This window comes from Komagataeibacter europaeus LMG 18890 (assembly GCF_000285295.1).
In the GTDB taxonomy this organism is placed as follows: Bacteria; Pseudomonadota; Alphaproteobacteria; order Acetobacterales; family Acetobacteraceae; genus Komagataeibacter; species Komagataeibacter europaeus.
On sequence record NZ_CADP01000005.1, the window covers coordinates 24,925 to 50,285 of the forward strand.

The 25,361-nt window shown below is 66.0% G+C and carries 22 protein-coding genes; 9 read left to right on the plus strand and 13 right to left on the minus strand.

The window, feature by feature from the left end; translation table 11 throughout:
• Positions 1–40: 40 nt before the first annotated feature.
• The 12 genes from GEU01_RS03665 to GEU01_RS03720 form a co-directional block, all read right to left on the minus strand.
• Positions 41–1,582, minus strand: coding sequence for an NADH-quinone oxidoreductase subunit M (locus tag GEU01_RS03665; RefSeq protein WP_019084985.1), 1,542 nt, complete (start codon positions 1,580–1,582; stop codon positions 41–43).
• Between the two features lie 134 nt (positions 1,583–1,716).
• Complete coding sequence (gene mutL, locus GEU01_RS03670) at positions 1,717–3,585, minus strand: DNA mismatch repair endonuclease MutL (RefSeq protein ID WP_019084986.1); 1,869 nt, start codon at positions 3,583–3,585, stop codon at positions 1,717–1,719.
• A 67-nt stretch (positions 3,586–3,652) separates the two neighbouring features.
• On the minus strand, positions 3,653–4,141 hold the full coding sequence (locus tag GEU01_RS03675) for a DUF3035 domain-containing protein (RefSeq protein ID WP_019084987.1): 489 nt from the start codon (positions 4,139–4,141) through the stop codon (positions 3,653–3,655).
• Positions 4,142–4,235: 94 nt separating this feature from the next.
• A complete protein-coding gene (lspA, locus tag GEU01_RS03680; RefSeq protein WP_010508154.1) occupies positions 4,236–4,709 on the minus strand; it encodes a signal peptidase II in 474 nt (157 codons plus the stop codon).
• Positions 4,710–4,714: 5 nt separating this feature from the next.
• On the minus strand, positions 4,715–7,588 hold the full coding sequence (ileS, locus tag GEU01_RS03685) for an isoleucine--tRNA ligase (protein WP_019084988.1): 2,874 nt from the start codon (positions 7,586–7,588) through the stop codon (positions 4,715–4,717).
• Between the two features lie 91 nt (positions 7,589–7,679).
• Positions 7,680–8,639, minus strand: coding sequence for a bifunctional riboflavin kinase/FAD synthetase (locus GEU01_RS03690; protein WP_019084989.1), 960 nt, complete (start codon positions 8,637–8,639; stop codon positions 7,680–7,682).
• Complete coding sequence (mtnC, locus tag GEU01_RS03695; RefSeq protein WP_010508149.1) at positions 8,636–9,352, minus strand: acireductone synthase; 717 nt, start codon at positions 9,350–9,352, stop codon at positions 8,636–8,638. The genes GEU01_RS03690 and mtnC overlap by 4 nt, the downstream gene beginning before the upstream one ends.
• 23 nt (positions 9,353–9,375) lie before the next feature.
• The gene (locus tag GEU01_RS03700) at positions 9,376–9,918 is read right to left on the minus strand and encodes a 1,2-dihydroxy-3-keto-5-methylthiopentene dioxygenase (protein WP_019084990.1); all 543 of its coding nucleotides are present in this window, start codon (positions 9,916–9,918) and stop codon (positions 9,376–9,378) included.
• Entirely contained in the window at positions 9,915–10,538 is a 624-nt protein-coding gene (locus tag GEU01_RS03705) for a methylthioribulose 1-phosphate dehydratase (RefSeq protein WP_010508147.1), read from the minus strand. Before GEU01_RS03705 ends, GEU01_RS03700 begins: the two co-directional genes overlap by 4 nt.
• A 40-nt stretch (positions 10,539–10,578) precedes the next feature.
• Positions 10,579–10,824, minus strand: coding sequence for a twin-arginine translocase TatA/TatE family subunit (locus GEU01_RS03710; RefSeq protein ID WP_026018475.1), 246 nt, complete (start codon positions 10,822–10,824; stop codon positions 10,579–10,581).
• Between the two features lie 133 nt (positions 10,825–10,957).
• On the minus strand, positions 10,958–11,422 hold the full coding sequence (locus GEU01_RS03715) for a CHAP domain-containing protein (protein WP_019084992.1): 465 nt from the start codon (positions 11,420–11,422) through the stop codon (positions 10,958–10,960).
• Positions 11,419–12,060, minus strand: a complete 642-nt coding sequence (locus GEU01_RS03720) for a regulatory protein RecX (protein WP_019084993.1) — start codon at positions 12,058–12,060, stop codon at positions 11,419–11,421. The genes GEU01_RS03715 and GEU01_RS03720 overlap by 4 nt, the downstream gene beginning before the upstream one ends.
• Before the next feature lie 293 nt (positions 12,061–12,353).
• On the opposite strand from GEU01_RS03720, the gene GEU01_RS03730 reads away from it, so the two are divergent.
• From GEU01_RS03730 to GEU01_RS03750, 5 genes are all read left to right on the plus strand, one after another.
• Positions 12,354–13,559 (plus strand): aspartate aminotransferase family protein, encoded by a 1,206-nt coding sequence (locus tag GEU01_RS03730; protein WP_019084995.1) that lies wholly within the window; start codon positions 12,354–12,356, stop codon positions 13,557–13,559.
• Positions 13,556–14,542: an ornithine carbamoyltransferase gene (gene argF, locus GEU01_RS03735; protein ID WP_019084996.1), complete on the plus strand. Its 987-nt coding sequence runs from the start codon at positions 13,556–13,558 to the stop codon at positions 14,540–14,542. Before GEU01_RS03730 ends, argF begins: the two co-directional genes overlap by 4 nt.
• Positions 14,539–14,859, plus strand: coding sequence for a hypothetical protein (locus tag GEU01_RS03740; protein ID WP_019084997.1), 321 nt, complete (start codon positions 14,539–14,541; stop codon positions 14,857–14,859). The genes argF and GEU01_RS03740 overlap by 4 nt, the downstream gene beginning before the upstream one ends.
• A 30-nt stretch (positions 14,860–14,889) precedes the next feature.
• Positions 14,890–15,870: an Hsp33 family molecular chaperone HslO gene (gene hslO, locus GEU01_RS03745; RefSeq protein ID WP_019084998.1), complete on the plus strand. Its 981-nt coding sequence runs from the start codon at positions 14,890–14,892 to the stop codon at positions 15,868–15,870.
• A gap of 100 nt (positions 15,871–15,970) precedes the next feature.
• A complete protein-coding gene (locus GEU01_RS03750; protein ID WP_019084999.1) occupies positions 15,971–16,897 on the plus strand; it encodes a hypothetical protein in 927 nt (308 codons plus the stop codon).
• Between the two features lie 121 nt (positions 16,898–17,018).
• On the opposite strand, the gene GEU01_RS03755 is transcribed toward GEU01_RS03750, so the two are convergent.
• Entirely contained in the window at positions 17,019–19,130 is a 2,112-nt protein-coding gene (locus tag GEU01_RS03755; RefSeq protein WP_019085000.1) for a protein-disulfide reductase DsbD family protein, read from the minus strand.
• 109 nt (positions 19,131–19,239) lie between these two features.
• On the opposite strand from GEU01_RS03755, the gene hrpB reads away from it, so the two are divergent.
• Genes hrpB through GEU01_RS03780 form a run of 4 tightly spaced genes read left to right on the plus strand, consistent with a single transcriptional unit; the run spans position 19,240 to position 25,359 of the window.
• Positions 19,240–21,780: an ATP-dependent helicase HrpB gene (gene hrpB / locus GEU01_RS03765; protein ID WP_019085001.1), complete on the plus strand. Its 2,541-nt coding sequence runs from the start codon at positions 19,240–19,242 to the stop codon at positions 21,778–21,780.
• 36 nt (positions 21,781–21,816) lie between these two features.
• On the plus strand, positions 21,817–23,040 hold the full coding sequence (locus tag GEU01_RS03770) for a S1C family serine protease (RefSeq protein WP_019085002.1): 1,224 nt from the start codon (positions 21,817–21,819) through the stop codon (positions 23,038–23,040).
• A gap of 30 nt (positions 23,041–23,070) precedes the next feature.
• The gene (locus GEU01_RS03775; RefSeq protein WP_010508133.1) at positions 23,071–23,751 is read left to right on the plus strand and encodes a response regulator; all 681 of its coding nucleotides are present in this window, start codon (positions 23,071–23,073) and stop codon (positions 23,749–23,751) included.
• 30 nt (positions 23,752–23,781) lie between these two features.
• Entirely contained in the window at positions 23,782–25,359 is a 1,578-nt protein-coding gene (locus tag GEU01_RS03780) for a sensor histidine kinase (protein WP_010508132.1), read from the plus strand.
• Positions 25,360–25,361: the final 2 nt, after the last annotated feature.

Genomic DNA, 25,361 nt, shown 5'->3' on the forward strand with positions numbered 1-25,361 from the left:
AAACGCCGCCTTCTTGAAAAAAGGCGGCACCCCAAAACGTTTAACCTGCTGTTGTCAGGTGCGTAACCTGCTGCGGGTCCACCGTAGCGACAGTCGTCATTGGATGCAGCAGGCTGGTCACGGCCGGATCAAACACCCGCAGGAACGATCCCGGATGCACCCCCATCCAGATCGTCACCACCGCCAGCGGCACCAGCACGGCCAGTTCCTGTCCCGTCAGGTCACGCAGCAGGGCGACCACGCCCCCCCGGTCCGCCCCGAACAGCACCCGTCGATACAACACCAGCATATAGACCGCGCCAAGGATCATGCTGCTCCCGCCAAGGAACGCCAGCCAGAACGACACATGCAGCGCACCGACCATGACCAGGAATTCACCCACGAACGCGCCCGTGCCCGGCAGGCCGATATTGGCCATGACAAACAGCATGGCCAGCGTGGCCAGGACCGGCATTTTATGCGCAACCCCTGAAAACGCGCTGATGTCACGGGTTTCAGCCCGCCACGACACGGTGGAGACACAGAAGAACAGCGCCGCAATCACGATGCCATGCGACAGCATCTGGAAAATCGCACCATCGATTCCCTCTGGCGTCATGGTGAACAGCCCGATGGCGATTACCCCCATGTGCGAGAACGAGGAATAGGCAATCACCCGCTTCATGTCCGTCTGCGCCAGCGCGATCATCGCGGCGTAGATCACCGCAATCACACCCAGCGTCAGCACCACCGGCGCGAACATCCGTGCGGCATCGGGAAACATCATCACGCCAAAGCGCAGCAGGCCATACGCCCCTGCCTTGGACAGCACGCCCGACAGCATGACGGACGCGGGTGTCGGGGCCTCGGTATAGGCATCGGGCAGCCACGCATGCAGCGGAAACAACGGCAGCTTGACGCCAAAGGCGATGATGAAGCCCGCCAGCAGCCAGCACTGCATGGCATGGCCGAATCCATGATGCTGCAACGCCACGATATCGGTCGTGCCAGCGGCGTTCCACATGGCCAGCAGCGCCAGCAGCATGAACAGCGACCCGCCAAAGGTGAACAGGAAGAACTGCAGCGAGGCCCACACCCGCTTCGGGCCGCCCCATACCACGATCATGAGGCTGGCGGGCAGCAGCGTCGCTTCGTAAAACAGGTAGAACAGCACCAGATCAAGCGCCGAAAACAGCCCGATCAGCGTTGTTTCCAGCACCAGCATGGCAATCATGTAATCCCGCACCCGTCCCGTCACCTGCCGCCAGCCACCGATGATGGAAAGCGGGGTCAGGAACGCGGACAGCAGCACGAACATGAGACTGATGCCATCAAGCCCGGCATGGTAGGAAATGCCGGCGCTACTGGCCCACCCCAGCTGCTGTTCGAACTGGATGCCGGGCCGGGCGGGGTCGAATTCGGCCCACATGATCACAGCCAGCGCAAGGACGATGCCACTGGTCCACAGCGCCACCCATCGGGCGGCGGTCTCGACCGTCTGGGTCGTGCCGCGCGTCAGCAATATGGCCAAAGCCCCGGCAAGGGGCAGATACGTTACAAGGGACAGCAGGATCGGATGCACATTCGGTCTCACATCATCCATGGATAATGGCTGACCCTAGGGGCGTTGCGCCCCTGGAATCCAGTAAGCGCCCGCTCACATTATGCAGAGGCCACGCCCCGTTTTCCATTCGGCCATGCCATCACGGGCATGCGCACGCATGGGTCCGCTCGACGTCACCTGCGGCCGAACATCCGCTCCAGATCAGCTTTTTCCAGCTTCAGCCATGTCGGCCGACCGTGTGAACAGGTGCCCGAACGGGGGGTGCGTTCCATGTCCCGCAGCAGGGCGTTCATTTCCTCGTGTGTCAGCTTCCGGCCCGCCCGTACGCTGCCATGGCAGGCCATGCGCGCGATGATCGCGTCCATGCGCGCATCCAGCGCATCAGCCTGCGCGGGGCTGGCCAGATCGTCGGCTTCCAGTTCTTCCGCCAGGTCACGCAGCATGCCCACGGGATCTTCCTTGCCCAGAAGGGCAGGCATGGTCCGCACCAGAACGGCCGTGCCGCCAAAGGGTTCGATCTCGATTCCCAGCCGGCCCAGCGCAACACTGAATGACAGCAGGACCGCCACCTGCCGCGCGGGCAGGTCCACCACCTCGGGCAACAGCAGGCGCTGGGCGCGGATTTCACCGCCCAGATACTGCTGGCGCAGGATTTCGTGGGTCAGGCGTTCATGGGCCGCATGCTGATCCACCAGCACCAGCGCGCCATCCGCCGTCTGCGATACGATATAGGTGCCCAGCACCTGCGCCACCGCCGCACCCAGCGGATGATCGATGGCGGGCGTCATGTCGGCTGCAGGCTGTTCTGGCCCTTCCGGCACGACCTTGCGGGCGGCAGGCAGGGCGGACAGCGGCAGTGTCGATTCGGCAAAACCCGTCGGCAGGCCCGGATCAGCCGCTCCGGACGCACCAATGGGGGCAGCCAGACGGGTGGAAAGCCCTGTCGCATCGGCGCTGCGTTCAGGTGGATACCAGATCCGCGCGGGCGATGGCCCACGCGACTGCAACAGATCGGGCCTGACCCCGGCCACCCCGGCCCCTGTGCCCAGCGCGCGCCCCAGCGAACCGATCACCAGCGCCCGCACAGCCGCCGAATCGGCATAACGCAGTTCCGTCTTGGCCGGATGCACGTTCACGTCCACCTGTTCGGGCGGGATTTCCAGCGACAGCGCCACGACGGCATGCCGCCCGTGTTCCATGACATTGCGATAGGCCACCCGCACCGCCGTGCGCAGGACCGGGTCCACCACCGGACGGCCATTGACCATCAGCATCTGCCCGTTGGCCGTGGCGCGATGCACGGATGGCGCGCAGATGAAACCGCTCAGTTTCAGGTCACCGCGCTGCCCTTCCACCGGCAGCAGGCCATCAGCGTGGCCCGACTCCAGAATGGCGGCAACGCGGGCGGCCATGTCCTGCACCGGCAGGTCAAGGATCAGGCGCTGGTCGAATTCCAGCCGGAAGGCCACATGCGGGGCGGACAGGGCCAGACGGCGCACGACGTTTTCGGCATGGCTGGATTCGACACGCGGGCTTTTGAGGAATTTGCGCCGCGCGGGTGTTGCGAAGAACATGTCTTCCACCAGCACGCGCGTGCCGGGCGACCCGGCGCAGGGCTCGACCTCCCCCACCACGCCGCCTTCCACACGGATCGCCCATGCCGAATCGCTGTCACGCAGCCGGGACATGACCGTAAGCCGTGCGGCCGCCCCGATTGAGGGCAGGGCCTCCCCCCGAAAACCAAGCGTGGAAATACGCACCAGCGTCTCGTCACGCAGCTTGGACGTACAATGCCGCTCCACCGCAAGCCGCAGGTCGCCAGGCGACATGCCGCAGCCATCATCCGTGACCTCGATCCGGTCCATGCCGCCACGGTCCAGACGGATCTGGATCCGGCGCGCACCGGAATCGATGGCGTTTTCCACCAGTTCCTTCAGGGCCGCGGCGGGACGTTCAATCACCTCGCCCGCGGCGATGCGGTTGACGACCTGCTCCGACAGGCGACGGATGACCGGCTGGCCATTACCAGAAGACATGTTCATACCACGGACCGGATTTCACGCATCTGGCCACATGCCGCGCACCCGCCGGGGGCACGGTCAGGCCGTTTTATTTTTTGGGACCGCTGACGGTCGGGGTCGCACCCTGCGTCAGGTTGCGCCCAAGGGCCGAATCCTCACGCAGGCGGGCATTCTCCGCCTTGCCGTTCACAAGGTTACCGGCTCCGCCGCCATGCCAGAACATCAGCTTGTCAACAAAACTGGTGTCGGCGCGACCCATTTCGCCCTTGTCCTCCGCATTGGAGGCAACCTGCGCTTCACCCACCAGCGCGGTCTGGCCTGCGCTGTCGGTACCATCAGCGCCCTGCAGCGCCACATTGGGGGACAGCGTTTCCAGCGCCTGCATGCGCGGGTTGGTATCCTGCGCGCGCTGGATGGCGTTGCTGTTGGGCGCGCCCAGTTCATCGGACGGCGGCATGGACAGCGGCGCACGGGTCGTGACCGTGTATTCGTCCGGCAGGCTCCGCTCCAGCCCGAAGGCGCGCGAAACATCGGCACCGGTGCAGCCCGACAACAGGAAGCCGCCCGAGACAAGCATTGCACAGGAAAGGGGTCTGAAAGCAGAAATCGCCATATCTCGCCTATTACCGTTAGTGGAACGGTTCGGCAAGCATGTGCAGGCCGCGCCTCCCCTAGTTTGCATCGCGATTACGCATATTGTCGATAATCAGGATCGCAACACCGCAATCAATCATGGCGTCGGCGATATTGAACACCGGCCATGACCAGCCAAAGGCATGGGCGTCAATGAAATCAACCACCGCGCCAAAGCGCAACCGGTCAATGACATTGCCGATCGCCCCGCCCATGATCATGCCCAGCGCAACCGCCACCCACCGGCGCGGCGTGCGCGCAAGCCATACCGACAGGCCCGCCACGATCGCCAGCGCCGCGACGGAAAAGATGATGCGCCCGGCGGCCCCGGCACCACCCAGCATGCCGAACGTGATGGCATGGTTCCATACCATCGTCAGGTTCAGCACCGGCAGCAACGGCACGCTTTCACGCGCGGGCAGGTCATAGATATCAAGTATCCAGAACTTGCTGGCCTGGTCGGCCGCCAGCGCGCCCAGCAGGCACGCGCCGCCCAGAACACGGTTGTTCATGAAGGTTACGCCCCGTCCCGCACCACATCGACACAGCGCAGGCACAGTTCGGGGTGGGCCTTGTCCTGTCCCACTTCCTCCAGCACCTTCCAGCAGCGCGCGCATTTATGCCCCGTCGCGACACTGATGGTGGGAATGCCATGCGGCACGCCTTCCTGCGCCCCGTCCTCGCCCAGGTAGATCGAGCCGGCACCCGCGATGATGCTCACATCCGCCTGCGAGACGATGGTCAGTTCCGCCCAGTCCACGCCGTCAAACCGTGCGGCTTCCGCTTCCGACAACGGCAGGTCGAGCGCCGCCTGCAGCGATGACTTGACCATGCCGTCACGACGCGCGGTCTCGATTTCGGTCGTAATCACCCGGCGCACCGCGCGCAGCATGACCCAGCGGTCCCCCAGTTCCGGATCATGCCACTGCGTCGGCAGTTCAGGGAACGGCTGCAGGTGGATGCTTTCGGCATTGCCGGGGCGGGCCAGCCATGCCTCCTCCGCCGTGAAGACCAGCACGGGGGCCAGCCATGCGCACAGACAGCGGTGCAACTGGTCCAGCACGGTGCGCGCCGCGCGGCGCTTCAGGCTGGATGCGCCATCACAGTAGATGGTGTCCTTGCGCACGTCGAAATAGAAGGCCGACAGGTCGGCGGCGCAGAAGCCATGCAGCGCGGGATAGACACCCACCCATTCATGCGTTTCCACCGCGCGGGCCACGAGGCTGCCCAGTTCGGACATGCGGTGCAGGACCCAGCGTTCAAGTTCGGGCAGTTCCCCGAACGGCACGCGCTCGGCTTCGGTAAAGCCGTCCAACGCGCCCAGCAGCCAGCGCAGCGTATTGCGCAGGCGGCGGTAGAGTTCACCCTGCTGCTTGAGGATTTCCTTGCCGATGCGCAGGTCATCATTCGTGTCGGAGTTCATGACCCACAGGCGCAGGATATCGGCCCCGAGGCTGTCATTCACGTCCTGTGGCGCGATGACGTTGCCCAGTGACTTGGACATCTTGCGGCCCTGCTCATCCAGCACGAATCCGTTGGTGACCAGCGCCTTGTAGGGGGCGACGCCACGGGTGCCGACACTTTCCAGCAGCGACGACTGGAACCAGCCACGATGCTGGTCGGACCCCTCCAGGTACAGGTCGGCGGGGAATGGCATGTCGCCATGACCCAGCACGAAGGCATGGGTCGATCCACTTTCGAACCACACATCGACGATATCGAACACCTGTTCGTAATCGTCGGGGTTGCGGCCTTCACCAAGGAAACGCGCGGCGGGGGAACTGTACCACGCATCGGCCCCTTCCGCGCGGAAGGCGGTGACGATGCGCTCCATCACCGCGGCGTCGCGCAGGACCTCGCCCGTGCGCTTTTCCACGAACACGGCAATCGGCACGCCCCAGGCGCGCTGGCGGCTTATGCACCAGTCGGGGCGGCCCGCCACCATGGATGTCAGGCGGTTGCGTGACTGCGCGGGCACGAACGTCACCTTTTCCAGCGCCGTCAGCGCGCGTTCACGCAGGTGGCCTTCGCCATCCATGCTGATGAACCACTGCGGGGTGGCGCGATAGATGATCGGCGCGCGCGAACGCCATGAATGGGGATAGGAATGGACCAGCACGGCCCGCGCCACCAGGCCACACGGCGCCGTGCCCGCCGCCACGGCGCGCTGCATGGCTTCCAGCAGGGCCTGGCACACCGGTTCGGCCGCCTTGAACACATGGCCACCGGCAAATAGCGGCACCCAGTCGGCATACCGGCCATCCCCCAGCACCATTTCGGTGATTTCCAGCCCGTAGGCACGGCCAAGGTTGAAGTCGTCCTCGCCATGGGCGGGGGCAGTGTGGACCAGGCCCGTGCCCGCTTCGGTCGTGACATGCGCGCCGGGCAGCAGCGGCACGTCGAAATCATAACCCTCCCCCCGCAGCGGGTGGGCGCAGATGGCGCCTTCCAGCGCGCTGCCAGGCAGGGTGTAGAGTACGTGGTGGGCGGTGATGTCCGCTGCCTCGCAGAAGGGTACGATCAGGTCCTCGGCCACCAGCACGCGGGCGTCGGGTTCCAGCGTCGCATTGTCGCCCACGCCATCGACACGCACCACGGCATAGGTGATGTCGGGGCCATAGGCGATGGCACGGTTGGCGGGAATGGTCCACGGCGTGGTGGTCCAGATCACCGCCGCCACGTCCTGCAGCGCCTTTGCCGGCGTGGGATCGGTCACGAAGGGGAAGGCCACGTGGATGGCGGTGGATTCGTGGTCGCGGTATTCGATCTCGGCTTCGGCCAGCGCGGTCTTTTCAACCGGGCTCCACATGACCGGGCGCAGGCCACGGTACAGCAGGCCGTTGAGCAGGAATTTGCCGATTTCCCCCGCGATGGCCGCCTCGGACGAAAAATCCATGGTGGCGTAGCGGTTGGCCCATTCCGCCTGCACGCCCAGGCGGCGGAACTCGGCCGCCTGGATATCCAGCCATTTCTGGGCATAGGCGCGGCATTCGGCGCGGAACTGCAGGACCGGCACGCTGTCCTTGTCCTGCCCGCGCTTGCGATATTCTTCCTCGATCTTCCATTCGATCGGCAGGCCATGACAGTCCCAGCCCGGCACGTAATGGATACCGTATCCCGACATGCGGTGAGCGCGGTTGATCACGTCCTTGAGGATCTTGTTCAGCGCGTGGCCGATATGCAGGTGCCCGTTGGCATAGGGCGGGCCATCATGCAGCATGAACACGTCACGCCCGCGCGCCTGTTCAAACAGGCGGTCATCGAGCTTCTCGCTCTCCCACCCTGCCAGAATCTCCGGCTCCCGCCTGGGCAGGTTGCCCCGCATGGGAAAGGAAGTGGTCGGCAGGAAGACCGTCTCCCGGTAGAGATCCTGTGGTTTTGACTCGGACATGGCCTGTTCTGTTCTTCTGGCAAGGGGAAGTGCATGCATGACCGGCGGCCACCATGCAGGGCAACCTTATGGGGACGCGGGCGGCACGGGGTCAAGTTCTGGCGGTTACGGGCGCGAATTCATGGGTGGACAGGTACGCCATCGCCTGCGTGCAATCGCGCGCGATCTGTTCCTTCAGCGCATCCAGACCGTCAAACCGGCGTTCAGCACGCAGCAGGGTATGCAGCGCCACCGACAGGGTCTGGCCATACAGGTCACCTGAAAAGCCCAGCAGGTGGACTTCTAGCCGGCTTTCCTGCCCGTCATTGATGGTTGGCCTGCGCCCGATATTGGCCACGCCGGGATAGACGCCGCCATCGGCCATGCGCACGCTGACGGCATACACCCCGCGCGCGGGTTCCAGATGGCGGCCCAGCGCGATGTTGGCGGTGGGGAAGCCCAGCAGGCGGCCACGCTTGTCCCCATGCTGGACCACGCCACGAATCGACCACGGGCGGCCCAGTTCCTCCGCCGCGCGTTCGGGGTAGCCATCCTGCAGCAGCCTGCGGATCCGGCTGGATGAATACGGACCCAGCGCATCGGACAGCGGTGGCACCACGCTCAGGCCGATACCCAGTTCGGCGGTCCGTTCAGTCAGGAAGGCGACATTGCCCCGCCTGCGGTGGCCAAAGGCGAAATCCATGCCGCAGGCGACATGATGCAGCCCCAGCCCTTCATGCAGGACGCGGGTGACGAAATCCTCGGCGCTCATGGCGCTGAATTCACGGTCGAACGCGATCTGGAACACATGCTGGACACCAAGTGCGGACAGCGCGGCAAAGCGTTCCTGCGACAGTGTCAGGCGAAAGGGCGGGTCCTGCGGGCGGAAAAGTTCACGCGGGTGCGGCTCAAACGTCACGACGGCCAGTTTGCGGTCAGGCCGGGCCGTGTGCAGGGCCTGTATCAGGTGGGCATGGCCCAGATGCACGCCATCGAAATTGCCCAGCGCCGCCACGGCCCCCCGCGCGGTATCGGGAATATCGCGCCAGTCGGTATGCAGATGCGCCTTCATGCCTGCACCGCGCGGGGCAGGCCGAACCGCGCGGCGACCTCATCCAGCGTCGCGGCGACGGGATGCGTGGTCCCGGGCTGCGTGCCATCCTGCGGACGTACGATCTGGCAGGTGCGCAGGCCCGCTTCCGCCGCCGCATCCAGTTCGGCCACCACATCGGACAGGAACAGCACATCGCCCGGCTGCCACTGCGCGTCCTGCACGATGCTGGTATAGCTCCGCGCCTCGCGCTTGCTGCCCATCTGCAGGTCGTAGAAGCCGACGAACACGCTGCTCAGGTCACCATCGGTCGTATGCCCATAGATCAGCTTCTGTGCCGCGACCGAACCGGATGAATAGACCGCCAGCGCCAGTCCCGCCGCCGCCCAGCAGCGCAGCGCAGGCGTCACGTCCGGGTACAGCGTGGCCTTCAGCACGCCATCGGCATAACCCTGCGCCCAGACCATGCCCTGCAGCGCCTTCAGGGGCGCGACCTTCGCATCGGCATCCATCCATGCCTCCAGCTGGCGCAGGGGCGGCACACCGGGGGCAAGGCGGGCGATTTCTTCCACCTGCGCGCGCACGGCCGGATCATCCGCCTTCGTGCGCAGCAATGCGGGCAGCGCCTTGCGGGCATAGGGGAACAATATGTCATGGACGAAGGAAACCGGTATGGTCGTTCCCTCAATATCCAGCAGCACCGCACGTACTGGCGGCTGCGTGGCCTGGGTCACGTTCTCATCTCCCTCAGTGCGGGTCAGGCTTCAACGGGGAAGCGGGCCGCGATGTCACTGCCTGTATATTGCGCGATCCACCCGTCCGGGTTGGTGAAGACGCGAAGGGTCACGAAATCCGGTGTCTCCCCGCCATCAAACCAGTGGGGAATGCCGGCAGGCACCGAAATCCGGTCGCCCGCCGTGCAGCGCACGTCATACACGCGCCCGCCCACATGCAGGATGAAATCCCCCTGCCCGTGAACAAAGAAACGGACCTCGTCCTCGCTATGGACGTGTTCGGACAGGTATTTGCCGCGCGCCTGCGCCCAGCCCTGCGTCTCGGGGCCGACACGCAGCACATCGGCCGAACCCGCACCCGTCTCGCCCATCAACTGGTCAAGATAGGGACGGTAGGCGTCCAGCACCTCGGCTTCGGGCGCGGTGCGCGGGGGGACGACGGGACTGTCCCAGCGTTCAAAACGCACGTTGATCGCCGAAAGCTCGGATGCGATCCGCTTCGGGTCGGTCAGGTAGATGATGGGCGTGCCGGGATTGTTGTCGGCATAGACGTTCAGGCTGCTCATCGGAGCTTCCTTTCTTCCAGTTCGCAGGCCAGCAGGAATTCCAGCCCTTCCAGCCGGGCCAGCGCGGCATCCATGTCCGCCCCCCACGCATACACCCCGTGGCCACGGATGATGTAGCCCGCGCACATGCCATCCAGATGGGGCGCCACGACACCGGACAGGCGGGCAATGTCCTGGTCATTGTCGAATATGGGCACGCGCACCCGTGCGGCGTGGGTATTCTGGCCCGCAAATACTTTCTGGACTTCGTAATTTTCCAGTACCAGTGCATCCCCCCCCAGCCGCGACAGCACGGTGGAGGCGACGGAATGACCATGCAGCACCGCGCCCGCCCGCGGGTCATGGGCATAGATCTGGCAATGCAGCAGGGTTTCCGCACTGGGCCGGTCGCCCGTGGTCAGGGGCCTGCCCGCCGCATCGACGCATATGACCCCGTCCGTCCCCAGCAGCCCCTTGTGGCCGCCAGACCGCGTGATGGCCAGGTTGCCATCGGGCAGGCGGATGCTGATATTGCCCGCCGTAGCGGGTACCCAGCCGAAACGGTCCATGCGCCGCCCTGCCGCAATGATCTGTTCCACCGCGCGGCAGTACGCTCCGGCCGGAAACACTGCTTTGTCCATTACGCCGCCCATCCACGCGCCACCGGCGCGCGGTCCATCATCATTTCACGTTGTTGGTCGAATGCTGCGGTGCTTCGGTAAAGGAGGCGTCCTTTTCCTTGCCCGGTCCCTGGATATGGCCGGTCGGCACCGGTTCCTCCGGGGTGTCATCCGCCATGTTCTTCTTGAACGACTTGATCCCGCGCGCCATGTCACCCATGAGCGAACTGATCTTCCCACCGCCGCCAAACAGTACCAGCACCACCGCCAGCACGATCAGCCAATGTCCCCAGCTCAAGCTACCCATCGCATCCCTCGATCCGCGTCCATGACGCAAAATACCGTATTGTCCATCCGCCATCCCATATGGCGGCGGCCTGCCCTTCCCCGCCTATGTGAGGGGAGAGCCGGTGATATGCAAGCACCCCCACCGCCCCCGGTCAGCCTGCCGGCAGGATAAACCCGTAAGCAGGATAGACGGTTTTGCCCATGTCGTGAATGGGGGACCACCAGACCTTTACCCGCGACCAGTCGTTACGGGCCGATACGTCGATCACCGGCTCACCCCGGCCAATGCGTCCGGGCACCCAGTTGGCCTGATCCACCAGCACCTCACGCGGGTTGCGCACCGAACGCACGACGGATACGTGCCCGTCGGGCAGGCGGCCCGTGGCGCGGAACACCAGCACGGCCCCCGCTCTGGGCGCATGGGTGCGTGGATAATGGCCCTGCGCCTGTCCCCACCATGACGCGGCGGCGCCACTAAGCTGTACATGCGTGACCTGCCGTGCATAGGGGGCGCACTGCACCGCCCCGTGCCAGCCATGCCCGCTGCCTCCCCCGGCACAGGCCGCAAGCGACAGCAGGCCGCCCACCGCCATGATCCGCGCTGATACGCACTTCATGCCATCCTCATGCGCATGATCCTGTCCTCCGCCTCACCCAGTTCCATGTCCAGCGCCCTGCGCGCCGTATCATGGGTAAAACCCGCCCGCGCCATGGCGTCCATTGCACGGCGGTAGCGCCTGTCCACCTCGGCCCCGTCCGCATCGGGGCGCACGAAAGGGCCGGCACGCCGCTTGCGGGCAAAGACAAGGGCCGCAGCCAGTTCGGTTTCCTGCCCTTCCCCATCACGGGGACCAAGGGCTTCCTCCACCGCGTGGCTTACCGTGGCCTCATCCACGCCGCGCGCGCCCAGATGGGCGGCGACCATGCGGCGCGAGCGACCCGCGCGGGCAAGGGAACGGGCGCGGAATTCGGAAAAGCGGGCGTCATCCACCGCGCCCAGCCCCTCCATATCGGTCACGATACCGGCAATGGCACCGCGCGCAGGCTGCACGGCGCGGGCCGCGTCATCTTCATCCATGCCGCTGCTGACCGCGCGCCGCACCCAGCGGTCGATATGACGGGCCAGCATCCGTTCCACACCCGCGTGGGTCGCGGAAAAACGTGCAAGATAGGCCAGCGCCACGGCCCGCAGCCCGGCTGCATCCGGCACGGTGGCAAGCGGTCGGGGGGCGGAACGGGAAGGACGGGCGACCATGTTCCCTACTGTGCCACAGCCATGCGGCCGCGCCCATCATTATGCACGGATGTATGGCTGCCATGGCCATGGCGGGGGCGGAAATGGCGCGAAGGTTGCATTTCACACAGGCGGGCCATATTCTTCCTCCTTTCCGGACTGACATACGGAGACAGGACGGCGCGTTGGATCGCCACCCCCGTTAGTAGCCGGAGAAATCGGAAAACGGAATATGCCCACCCCCATGGCGGTGGGCCGTTTTCGTTTCTGAATCCCGATCCTTTTTCTTTGACCTGAAATCACAAGGCTGTTCCATGATTTCCGCCCTGATGCCGAATTACAATCGCGCCGACCTCGCCTTCGAGCGCGGCGAAGGTGCCTGGCTGTACACGGTGGACGGGCGACGATTCCTCGATTTCGGGTCCGGCATCGCCACCTCCTCGGTCGGGCACAACAACCCGCATCTTGTCGGCGCCATTACACAGCAGGCGCAGCGCGTGATGCATGTGTCCAACCTGTACCGCGTGCCGCAGGCCGAGCTTCTGGCGCAGCGGCTGGTGGCCAACAGCTTTGCCGACAGCGCCTTCTTCTGCAATTCCGGCGCGGAAGCCAACGAAGGCATGATCAAGATGATCCGCCGCGCGCAGGCCAAGTCCGGCCACCCCGAACGCACGCGCATCATCTGCTTCAACGGCGCGTTCCACGGGCGCACGCTGGCGACGCTGTCGGCCACGGGCAATCCCAAATACCTCGATGGGTTCGGCCCACGGGTGGAGGGATTCGACCATGTGCCGCTCAACAACATGAACGCCGTGCGTGACGCCATCGGGGCGGAGACGGCGGGCATCATGATCGAGCCGGTGCAGGGCGAAAGTGGCATCCATGTCGCCACCCCGCGCTTCATGCGCGAACTGCGCGCGGTGTGTGACGAATTCGGCCTGTTCCTTGGCGTGGATGAAGTCCAGTGCGGCATGGGTCGCACGGGCCGCCTGTTCGCGTATGAATGGTCCGATATCACGCCTGACATCCTGTCCACCGCGAAGGGCATTGCCGGCGGCTTTCCCATGGGCGCGGTGCTGACCACCGAAACCATCGCCAGGCACATGACGCCCGGCAGCCACGGCACGACCTTTGGCGGCAGCCCGCTGGCCTGCGCCGCCGCGAATGCGGTGCTGGACATCCTGCTTGCCCCCGGCTTCCTTGAAGGGGTACGCGCACGGGCGGCCCAGCTGGATGCGGGTATCGACCAGCTATGCGCGACCTATCCGGATGTCTTTGCCAGCCGTCGCGGGCTGGGGCTGCTGATCGGCCTGAAGTGCAAGGCCGATGTGGCGCTGGTGCAGAATGCCGCCATCCATGAAGGCATGCTGAGTGTCACGGCGGGCGACAACGTGCTGCGCATGCTGCCGCCCCTGACCGTGACCGAGGCCGACTGCGCCAATGCCCTGTCCATGCTGGACCGCGCGGCCCAGCGGGTACGCGCCCATGTCGCCGCCGCCAGGCCGGAGAACGTGGCATGAACGCGCTGCATAACCCCACCCACGTGACCCCGCGCCATTTCCTTGACCTGCGTGACCTTGATCCCGCGACCCTGCGCGCGATCCTGGATGTCGCGGCCGGGATCAAGCGCATGCAGCACCATCGCGCCCGCCCGCTACACCCGGCCCTGCCGGTGCATGGGCGCGCGCTTGGCCTCATGCTGTCCAAGCCGTCCACGCGCACCCGCGTCTCGTTCGAAGTGGGGATGCAGCAGCTGGGCGGGAACGTGATCCTGCTCTCCCCCGCCGACATGCAGCTGGGCCGGGGGGAAAGCATTGCCGATACCGCCCGCGTGCTGTCGCGTTTTGTTGACGCCATCGTGCTGCGCACCGGAAAGACGGAAAACCTGCGCCAGCTTGCCCGGTGGAGCAGCGTTCCCGTCATCAACGGCCTGACGCCGGATTCGCACCCGGTGCAGATCATGGCCGACATCATGACGTTCGAGGAACATCGCGGACCGATCAGGGGACGCACGCTGGCATGGGTGGGCGATGGCAACAATGTCGCCACGTCCTTTATCGAGGCAGCGGCCCTGTTCGGCTTCCACCTGCGCCTGGCGACCCCCGCGACCCACGCGCCATCGGTCGCCGCCGTGGCGTGGGCGCGCGAACATGGGGCGGACATCACGGTCACGACCGATCCCGTGGCGGCCGTCAGGGGGGCGGATGCGGTCATTACCGATACATGGGTCAGCATGTCCGACAAGGAATCGGCACAGCGCATCAGCGCATTCGAGCCATACCGTGTCAATGCGGCCCTGATGGCCCATGCGGCGCCCGATGCCCTTTTCCTGCACTGCCTGCCTGCCCATATCGGGGAAGAGGTGACGGAAGACGTGTTTGAAGGCCCGCATTCCGTCGTGTTCGACGAGGCCGAAAATCGCCTGCATGCGCAGAAGGGCATCCTTGTCTGGGCGCTGTGTGGCGAAAACTGGCAGCAATATGGAAAGGAACCCACGGCATGACCGGACCGGCCGAACAGCCCGCCCTGCCCTCCGCCACTGAAGATACGCCGGAAGTCCCCGGCTGGGCGGAAAAAAGCGTGCGCGATATCTTTGCCGCCCTGCCCGTCCTTGACACCCGCATTGACGCGGTGCGAGACGCCTATCTGGACTGCATTGCCGGCGCGGGCCGCACGGAAGACCTGGATATGGAACATGACCGCTGCCGCCAGCGCGCCATGACCACGCTGGAGGCGGACGGGCTGCTGCCGTCCGGCCAGCTGAAGGACCTCGACCAGCGCCTCGCCGCGCTGGAGGCGGACATTACCGCCAATCTCTGATGACCCACACCCCCGGCAACGGGGGCCGTGATGCTGCGGGTTTCTGCCATGACTACCAATAATCCCTCCCCCGCCTTTCTGGACGCCAGCCGCCCCGACACGCCCGACCTGGTCGTGCCGCAGGGTGTCGTGCCGTTCTATCTGGACCACCGGCCAGTGCGCGGTCGTCTTGTGCGTCCCGGCGTGCTGACCGACACGCTGCTGACCCGCCATGACAACCCCGATGCCGTGCTGCGGCTGGCGGGGGAAGCGCTGGCGCTGGTGGCGGCCTTTGCATCTTCGCTGAAGTTCAAGGGATCGTTTTCCCTGCAGGCCAAGGGCGATGGCCCGGTCAGCCTGCTGCTGGCCGACTGCACCGATTCCGGCGCGCTGCGTTTCCATGCCCGTTCGGATGACGAACAGGTGGCCGAACTGCTGAAAACCACGCCCAACCCGACCGCAAGCCAGCTGCTGGGCAAGGGTTACATTGCCTTCAGCGTCGATCAGGGGCCTGACACCGACATTCATCAGGGCATTGTCGAGATGAATGGCGAAAGCCTGTCGGAAATGGCCGCGCATTACTTCGCCACCAGCGAACAGCATGCCTGCTGGGTCAGGCTGTTCTGTGAGAAAACGCCCGCAGGCTGGCGTTCGGGCGCGCTGGTGATGGAAAAGATCGCCATGGATGGCGGCGTGGACAATGACATCACGACCGAAGACGGCGACGATGCGTGGGAAACCGCCGTCACGCTGGCCACGACACTGACGGCGCGCGAGGTGCTGGATGACAGTCTTTCATCGGGGGACCTGCTGTACCGCCTGTTCCATGCCGAAGGGCTGATCGCGGGCCAGCCGCGCGCGCTGGCGTTTGGCTGCCGCTGTTCGCGCGCGCGCCTGTCGGGCATTCTGGAAACCTTCCCGCTGGATGACCTGGACCACATGGCGCAGGATGGCACGATCACCATGAACTGCTCGTTCTGCAACCACAGCTTCCACTTCCAGCGTGACGAGATCGGCGGCAAGGCGGCCTGATAGCGCCTGCCCCTGTTCCACCAGCGCGTACCATGGCACGCTTGCAGGCCTGATCTGACCTAACGCGCCGCGCGCGCATGCTGTTACCGGGATACAATCCATGCGACCGAACCGTTCGACGCTTTTTGCCCCTGCCCTGCGCCGCAGCCTGCGCGCAGCATTTGTGGCCAGCCTGCCGTTCATGACGCTGCCATTATGCGATCATGCCTACAGCCGCAGCCATCATAATGACGCCCCCACCACGTTCGAGGGACCGCAATATGGTGACGCCCAGCCGCTGAACCTGAATGTCGCGTCCATATCAATCGTGGACCGGGGGCAGCCGGGGCTGGTGCCGGGCGACCTGTCAGGCCGCGCGCCCAACCCGCCCGACCAGCTTCTCAAGCAGATGGCGCATGACCGGCTGATTGCCGCCGGCAGCGGGGGCGAAGGCGTTTTCACCATCGACCGGGCCTCCATCCTGCATGAGCCGGGCGGCATACTGGATGGGCAGCTGAACGTGCATCTGGACGTGACCTCGGCCGATGGCCGTCGCACGGGCTATGCCGTGGCCCAGGTGACCCGGTCCTATGATCCGAAGCGCAAGCACGGTAACAGCGACACGCCGGAAAACCTGAATACCCTCACCAACATGATGCTGGTGGACATGAGCCGGGAACTGGAAAACCAGATCCGCAACAATCTGGGCAACTGGCTGGTCACCGGACAGGGACAGGTGCCCAGCGGCATCGTCGCGCAGCCACTGGACGGGAGCGAGGAACCACAGCCCGCCCCCACCACACAGGCCACACCCGCCCCGGACACCAGTACCATGACCATTGGCGGTGGACCGACCGACCTCCCGGCCGCAGCGCCTTCCACGCCCGCCCCGGCACCGGCGGCCCCCAGACCCGCGAATGAGGGACCGGACGCCATCTTCCCCAGCGGCTATCCATCCGATGACGGGGACAGCGCGACACCGGCGGCCACGCCGCAACTGCGTTCCCCCCCGCCGGGAAACCTGACGCTGCCGGGCAGCGCCAACTGATCTTTCCGCCCCCCTGTCCTGGGGGAGTATTTGAAAATAAAGGTTTTCGGGTGCCGCCTTTTTTAAAAAGCGGCATTCTTTCGAAGCTTTTTGAAAAAGGCTTCACCAAAAACTTTTGTGCTTATTTTCCTTCTGGCGCGGTCATGCGCAGGACAAGGCCGGGGGTCAGGATTTCCGGCAGGATCACCTCCGCCCCATGGGCCGGGTAATAGGCATAGAACGGCACGCCATCGCGCCCATGCTCATGCAGGAAGGCAGTAATGGCTGCATCCCGCAGGGTCCAGTCCCCCTTCATGTAAACGATCCCGCGCCGGGCGAAGGCATCCTGCACCGCACGGGTGGACAGGGCCACGCGTTCATTGACCAGGCATGAAATGCACCATGCCGCCGTCATGTCCACAAAGACCGGACGGCCCTGCCGCCGCAGTTCCGCCAGACGGGTGGGGGAGAAAGCGGAACTGCCATCCATCACCCGGTCGGTGCCCCGGCTGCGGTCATGCACGCTGGCGGGCGGCAGCACGCCGCCGCCAACAAACGCCACCAGCAGGGTCAGGATCGCAATGGCACGATACAGTCCCGCGCGACCTTCCATGGCGTCACGCAGGTCCATCATGCTGGCCCGGCGCAGGCACCAGCATCCCACCAGCACCAGCACCAGCCCCGCCGCCAGCAGGCCCAGCGCATCCATGCAGCCTTCCAGCTTCGCCACCCATGCCAGCCACACGCATGTGCCCAGCACTGGCAGGGCCAGCAGGTTACGCACGGTTTCCATCCACCGGCCCGGCTGTGGCAGCCAGCCCAAAAGCCCCGGCATGCACGCCAGCAGCAGGTATGGGGCGGCAAGCCCGCACCCAAGCGCCACGAAAACCAGCAGCCCCACCACCGGCGGGGCGGCCAGCGCGCCTGCCACCGCCGCCCCCATGAACGGCGCAGTGCAGGGCGAGGCAAGGACAACCGCCAGCACCCCGGTCAGAAAGTCACCCGCATGCGCGGGCAGCCCATCCCCCAGCCCCATCAACCGTAGGCCGATGGTAAAGAAACCCAGCAGATTCAGGGCAACGGCGAACAGCAGCAGGCAGATCGCGATGACAAAGCCGGTGGACTGGAACTGGAACCCCCATCCCGCCTGCTGGCCCGCCACGCGCAGGGCGGCAATCGCCCCCCCCAGCACAACGAACGATCCGACCACACCCGCCGTATAGGCCCCGGCCCCGGCAAGGGCCGCCCTGCGTTCGCCACGCGCCATGCGTTCCAGCGACAGCACCTTCATCGCCAGCACTGGAAAGACACAGGGCATGAGATTCAGGATCATTCCCCCTACAAACGCCATGCCAACCAGCCATCCGACATGCACGACCCCGCCGGGCGGGGCTGCCACGGATGGCGGTGCCAGCACGCGCACATCCCCCAACGCTGGCCGGACCGACAGCCCGCGTTCCCGCCCCATGGGATCACGCAGCACCACGATACCGGACAGGCCCGCCCCGTCATGGAAAACCGGCCCCGGTTTCAGCACCAGTTGCACGACCCCGTCGCCCACCGTCACACCCTGCGGCGCGTCCTGATCGATCGCGCCCGCCACTTCGGGCATGAACCACGCATCCTTCACCGCATCCGGTGACAGGCCACGCCCCTCGAGTTGCAGGACCCCGGCGGACGAAACACGCGCCGCAAAGGGGGAGGCAACCGGCCTGTCGGCGGCAGCACGCGCGAAGGCTGCGGCCTCGACCGATGGCTGTGCCTCGCCCCGTGGCAGGGTCAGGCTGAAGCTGCCATTTTCAGGCACGCAGACTTCGGCACAGACCAGCCACTCCGCCCTGGCGTTCAGTGTGACCGGGCCGTCTCCCGCCCCCGCCACCGGGATCAGCGTAACCGGCAGCAGCACATCACCGGTATAGGCATAGGAGGTCAGCGGCCCGTCATGCAGCACGCGCGGCGTGGGCCATTCGATGGTGCCGGCCTGCCCGGTCGCCCCGCCTTCTGCCGTGACAGCCAGCGTCGGCGCATCCCCCGCATCACCGGGGTTGAGCCAGTAGGTATGCCACCCCGGCGCAAGCCGCAGGCGCAGCCCCACATGCAGGGGCCTGCCGGGCATGTACGCATCGTCATCCGTGACCAGGGTTACGGTGGCGCGGGGGGAAATCACGGCGTCGCTCTGCGCGGCGCGGGCCGGGGGCAGGACGGTCACCAGCATGCACAGGATGGACATAAGCCACAGGAAGGGCACCGGCATTACTCCGCCAGAACAGGATGAAGGAAAAACGCGCCCGTGTACCATGCCAAGGATTGCCCCACCACCATGCCGGACGCCATAAGATCAGGATATGGCCTTAGACCCGACCTTGCAAAACCGCCTCGACACCCTTCTGTCCGAAAACGGCAACGCACTGCCTGTCGCCGCTGCCCTGCCACTGCTGCAGGCCGCGCTGGCGCGCACGTCCAACGCCGTCCTGGTCGCGCCACCCGGTGCGGGCAAGACCACGCTGGTCCCGCTGACGCTGCTGGACGCGCCGTGGCGTGGGGACGGGCGGATCGTGATGCTGGAACCCCGCAGGCTGGCCACCCGCGCGGCCGCCATGCGCATGTCAGGGCTTATGGGCGAACAGCCGGGCGGGCTGGTGGGCTACCGCACCCGGCTTGATGGCGCGACATCGGAACGCACGCGCATCGAGGTGATTACCGAAGGGCTGCTGGTGCGCCGCCTGCTGTCCGACCCCACGCTGGATGGGGTGGCGTGCGTGATTTTTGACGAAATCCACGAACGTTCGGTCGATGCGGATGCCGCCCTTGCCTTCTGTCTCGACCTGCAACGCAGCCTGCGGCCTGAACTACGGCTGGTCGCCATGTCCGCCACCATGGATGGCGCGGCGCTGGCGCAGCGCATGCATGCCGAACTGGTGGAAAGCGAAGGCCGGATGTTTCCCGTGGAGATCCGCCACGCCACCCGCGACCTGGTCCACCGCCGCGACCTGCCCGACGCCATGGCCGCCGCCATCCGTAGCGCCGTGGCGCAGGACCCCGGCGATGTGCTGGCCTTCCTGCCCGGTGTGGCCGAAATCCACCGCACGCGTGGCCTGCTGGACGGAATCGCGGCGGATGTCCTGCCGCTCTATGGTGAACTGCCCCCTGCCGAGCAGGATCGCGCCCTTACCCCCCACCCCGACGGACGCAGGCGGGTGATCCTGTCCACCTCCATTGCCGAAACCTCCCTGACCGTGCCGGGCGTGCGCATTGTGGTTGACGGTGGCTTTCGCCGCGTGCCCCGGCTGGATGTCGGCACGGGGCTTACGCGACTCGACACGGTGCGGATTTCGCGTGCGGCGGCCAACCAGCGCGCGGGCCGCGCGGGGCGTGTCGCCCCCGGCATCGCCATACGGTTGTGGACGGAAATGACCGCGCGCGCCATGCCGCCACATGACCAGCCGGAAATGATGGAGGCCGAACTGACCGGCCTGCGTCTGGATACGGCGGCGTGGCAGGACGCGATGGGCACGGCGCCCGCCGACCTGCCCTTTCCCGACACGCCCCCCAATGGCGCGTTCGAAGCTGGGCGCAGCCTGCTGCAGGCACTGGGCGCGCTGGATGATGACGCCCGCATCACGCGCGAGGGCACGCGCATGGCCGCCCTTGGCGCGCATCCCCGCCTTGCCGCCATGATGCTGGCCGCCCGCACCCCTGCCGAGCGGGCCATGGCCGCCGACATCGCCGCCCTGCTGGAGGAACGCGACCCGCTGCGTCCCCGCCGTCCCGCCGGTGGTAGCCGGGGCGCGCCGCCAGCGGCCCCTGCGGATATCCGCCTGCGTCTGGACCTGCTGGCCGGTGGCGACCACCCCGATGCCGACCGCGCGGCGCTGTCACGTATCCGCCATGCCGCCCGGCAGTATCGCAGGCGGCTGGGGCTGGGGCGTGACATTCCCGCCAGCGGCGATCCTGCCGCCCTGATTGCCGCCGCCTTCCCCGACCGGGTGGCGCAGTCCCGTGGGGATGCCGGGTCGTTCCGCCTGGCCGGTGGCGGCAGCGCGCGCCTGTCCAAAACGGATGAACTTGCGCGGTGCAGCCTGCTGGCGGTGGCGGGCATGCATGTGCGCAAGGCGGCCGAAATCTGCCTGGCCGCCCCGCTGGACCGCGACGCGCTGCCCGACAGCCTGCTGGCGCGGGCGCGTGAACAGGTTGAAACCACGCTGGATACCACGACGGGCAACGTGCTGGCCCGGCGCAGGCTGCGGCTGGGCAACCTTGTGCTGCGGGACCGCACGGTCACCGCCAGTCCTGACGAGGTCTGCGCCCTGCTGTGCGCACAGGCGGCACAGAACCTGGCCGCGACATTTACATGGCATGACGCCTGCCGGCAGTTGCAGGCCCGCGTGGACCTGGCGCGCACCCGGCTGGACCGTCCGGACCTGCCCGACCTGTCGGATGAGGCGCTGGCCCGGACCACCGAAAGCTGGCTGGCCCCATGGCTTGCGGGGGTGAACCGCCTGTCGGCGCTGGCGGAAATGGACCTGCTGGCCATGCTGCGCGCCACGATGGACCACGCCGCGCTGAAATGGCTGGACCGCATGCTGCCTACCAATCTGGACCTGCCGGGCGGGCGGGCCGCGATCGACTACCTGCAGCCCGTGCCGGTGGCGGCGGCACGGGCGCAGACCTTCTATGGCGTGACACGGACGCCCACCATTGCCGATGACCGGGTGGACCTGCGGATCGCCCTGCTGTCCCCGGCTGGCAGGCCACAGGCCATCACCGCCGACCTGGCCGGTTTCTGGGCCGGGTCATGGGCGGACATGCGCCGTGACATGCGCGGCCGTTACCCCCGCCATGACTGGCCTGAAAACCCCGCCACGGCCAGCCCCCCACCGCCACGCCCGCGGCGCACGCCATAAAACTGCGGACATTCGCGCCGATGATGCCATGCAGCCATGGCATTGCCGCTTTTTTCAGATAACATGCATGACTATGAACCCTCCTTCGCCCCGCCCTGCATGAAACGGATTGCCATGGCCCGCTGCCCGGCTTCCGGGCTGATACCGATGCTGCTGCTGGGCATGGCCGCCATCGGGGGCGCCATAATGGACGCCCGCGCGCAGGACAATGCGACGTCATCCGCCACGCCGCCGAACCCCTCCCTGTTCGCCCCGCCCGTGCCGCCGGTGGTCTCGACCGGGCCACTGACCTTCGCCCCGCTGGTGCGCCAGGTGGGACCTGCCGTGGTCAATATCGCGGTGGCGCAGGACAGCCACACCACCACCAGCCGACAGCCCCTGCCCCCCAGCGTCAAGGGCACGCCGTTTGAACACAAATTCCGCGAGCGCATGCGCGCCCATGGCGAGGAAATGCTGGGCGCGGGTTCGGGCTTCCTGATCGACCCCAGCGGCGTGATCGTGACCAACGCGCACGTGGTGGGGGGTGCGGACCTGATTACCGTATCACTGGCCGATGGCACGGAATTCCCGGCCCACCTGGTTGGCAGCGATGACCTGACGGATATCGCGGTCATCCAGATCCATGCGCCCCACCCCATGCCCTTCGTGCCATGGGGGGACAGCCGGCTGGTCAATATCGGGGACTGGATCATGGCGGCGGGCAACCCGTTCGGACTGGGGTCATCCGTGACCGCTGGCATCGTGTCGGCCCGCGGCCGCGATATCGGCACCAGCCCGTTTGATGATTTTTTCCAGATCGACGCCCCGATCAACCCCGGCAATTCGGGTGGCCCGTCCTTCAACCTTGGCGGTCAGGTGGTGGCGGTGAACACGGCCATTGTCTCCCCCACTGGCGGGTCGGTGGGCATCGGATTTGGCCTGCCGTCGGAAATCGTGGCACCTATCGTGGAAGAACTGCGCCATAATGGCCATATCGACCGGGGGTGGCTGGGTGTTACACTGACGGACGGGTCGGGACATGACGGCGTGCAGATTGTCGGCATCGACCGCAATGGACCGGCCATGAAGGCGCACCTGCATATAGGGGATGTCATTACCGCCGTGAACGACGAACCGATCGATACGTCACGCATGCTGATCCGCTCGATCGCGGCGAAACGGCCCCAATCAACCGTGGTGCTGCATATCCGTCGCCACCACGAGGCGCTGAGCCTGCCAGCCTGCGTCGGCCACCGCCCCGACGAAGACATGGACGACTGACTGACCCCGCCCCAAACGACGTGAGGCAACGTGCATATTCTTGTTGTTGAAGATGACCCCACCGTCCGCAACTTCGTGGCCAAGGGCCTGAAGGAAGCCGGGCACCTGGTCGAACTGACCGATAACGGCAAGGACGGCCTGTTCATGGCCGTGAGCGAGAAGTTCGACCTGATCATACTCGACCGCATGCTGCCCGGCGGCATTGACGGCGTGCGCCTGCTGGAAACCATCCGCGCGCAGAACAACACGACCCCCGTGCTGCTGCTGTCGGCGCTGGCGGACGTGGACGACCGCGTGCAGGGCCTGAAGGCGGGCGGCGACGATTATGTCACCAAGCCCTTCGCCTTCAGCGAACTGCTGGCCCGTGTCGAGGCCCTGGGCCGCCGTGGCCGCACGGAAACCGCGCCCCAGACCAAGCTGGAACTGGCCGATCTTGAAATCGACCTGCTGTCGCGCACGGTGCGTCGCGCGGGCCAGAAGATCGACCTGCAGCCACGCGAATTCCGCCTGCTGGAATACCTGACCCGCCATGCGGGGCAGGTCGTGACGCGCACCATGCTGCTGGAAGGCGTGTGGGACTATCATTTCGACCCGCAGACCAACGTGATCGACGTGCATGTCTCACGCCTGCGCCAGAAGGTGGACAAGCCTTTCGGGACCCCGCTGATCCACACCATCCGCAACGCGGGATACATGCTGCGTGCCGAATAGGCGCCATCCCTGCCTGTGGGCGGGATGCTGATGCCCGGCGGCTTTCCCCGCGCCATGCCCCGCCCGTCACGCTGGCGGGCGTGGCGGTCGGCCAGCCTGCGTTTTTCGCTGGCGTATGGCATGATGTTCGCCCTGTCCTCCATCCTGTTCATGTCCTTCATGTGGTGGGGGACGATCGGGTTTCTGGAACGCCAGGTCGAAACCGCCATCAATGCCGACGCCCATGCCCTGGCCGAACGGTGGATGATGGGGGGGCTGCCCACGCTGGCCCTGACCATCGAGGACAGGCTTGAACAGAACCTGGATGACGATGCGATCTACCTCGTCATCGACCCGCAGGGGAATTACCTGACGGGCAATGTCTCGGCATGGCCTGTGAAGGTGCAGTACACGGACCGCTGGTATTCCCTGCCCGATACGCGGGCGGGACTGCGCGGCATGGCGGAACTGCATGCCTACCGCTTGCCCGGTACGGAACAGAGCCATACGGCGGGACAGCTGGACAGTGGCTACCGCCTGCTGGTGGGGCGCGACGTGCGCGCGCGGGGCATCCTGCGCCACCTGCTGACCGATTCGCTGTTATGGGCATGGGTGATGGTCACGCTGCTGGCTGTCAGCGGCGCGGTGCTGGTGCATGGCATTTTCCGCCGCATGGTCAAGACCGTGGCCCGGACCACATCCGCCATCGCCCATGGCGACCTGAGCCGCCGCATGCCGCTGGTGGGCAATGGTGATGAAATGGATCAGGTGGCCGAAGCCATCAACGAAATGCTGGACCGGATCGTGCGCCTGATGGATGGCGTGCGGCAGGTGTCCAATTCCATCGCCCATGACCTGCGCACCCCCATCGCCCGTGCGCGCACCCAGCTTGAGGACGCGGCCCTGCACGCGAAATCGGATGCGGAACTGCGCGATGCGATCGAACGCGCGGTCGGCAACCTGGACAATGTGACCGCCGTGTTCGAGGCCCTGCTGCGCATTGCCCAGATCGAGGCCGGGGCCCGCCGCTCCGCCTTCATGACGTTTGACCTGGTACCGGTCCTGCGCGATGTGGCCGACCTGTATGAAGCCGTGGCGGAAGACCATGACATCCGGCTTGCGCTGGACCTGCCCGGCAGCCTCAGCTTCTACGGTGACCGTTCGCTGATCCAGCAGGCCGTGGCCAACATGCTGGACAACGCCATCAAATTCTCACCGGCCGGTGGCACCGTCCACCTGCGCGCGCAGGTGCGCGAACTCGCGCCCGGCCGCATTGTCGGCCCGACGGGCGAAGGCATGCTGGACCTGTGTGTCAGTGATGAGGGCGTTGGCATGAGCGAGGCGGACATGGCGCGCGCGACGGAGCGTTTTTTCCGTGCGGAAAAGGCACGCAACACCCCCGGTTCGGGGCTGGGACTGTCCATGGTCCGGGCCATCGTGCAGTTGCACGGGGGGCGGATGCACCTTTCTGCGCATAATCCGGGGCTGACGGTTTCGCTGGCGCTGCCGATCGCAGCCTGCGCGATTTCAGGCAATGAGGAAGATTTTCCATCTCCCCAACACATATCAGGCATGACGGAAAGATCACCTTTCCCCCATCAGCATGACATGAACAGTAGCGTAAAGTAACG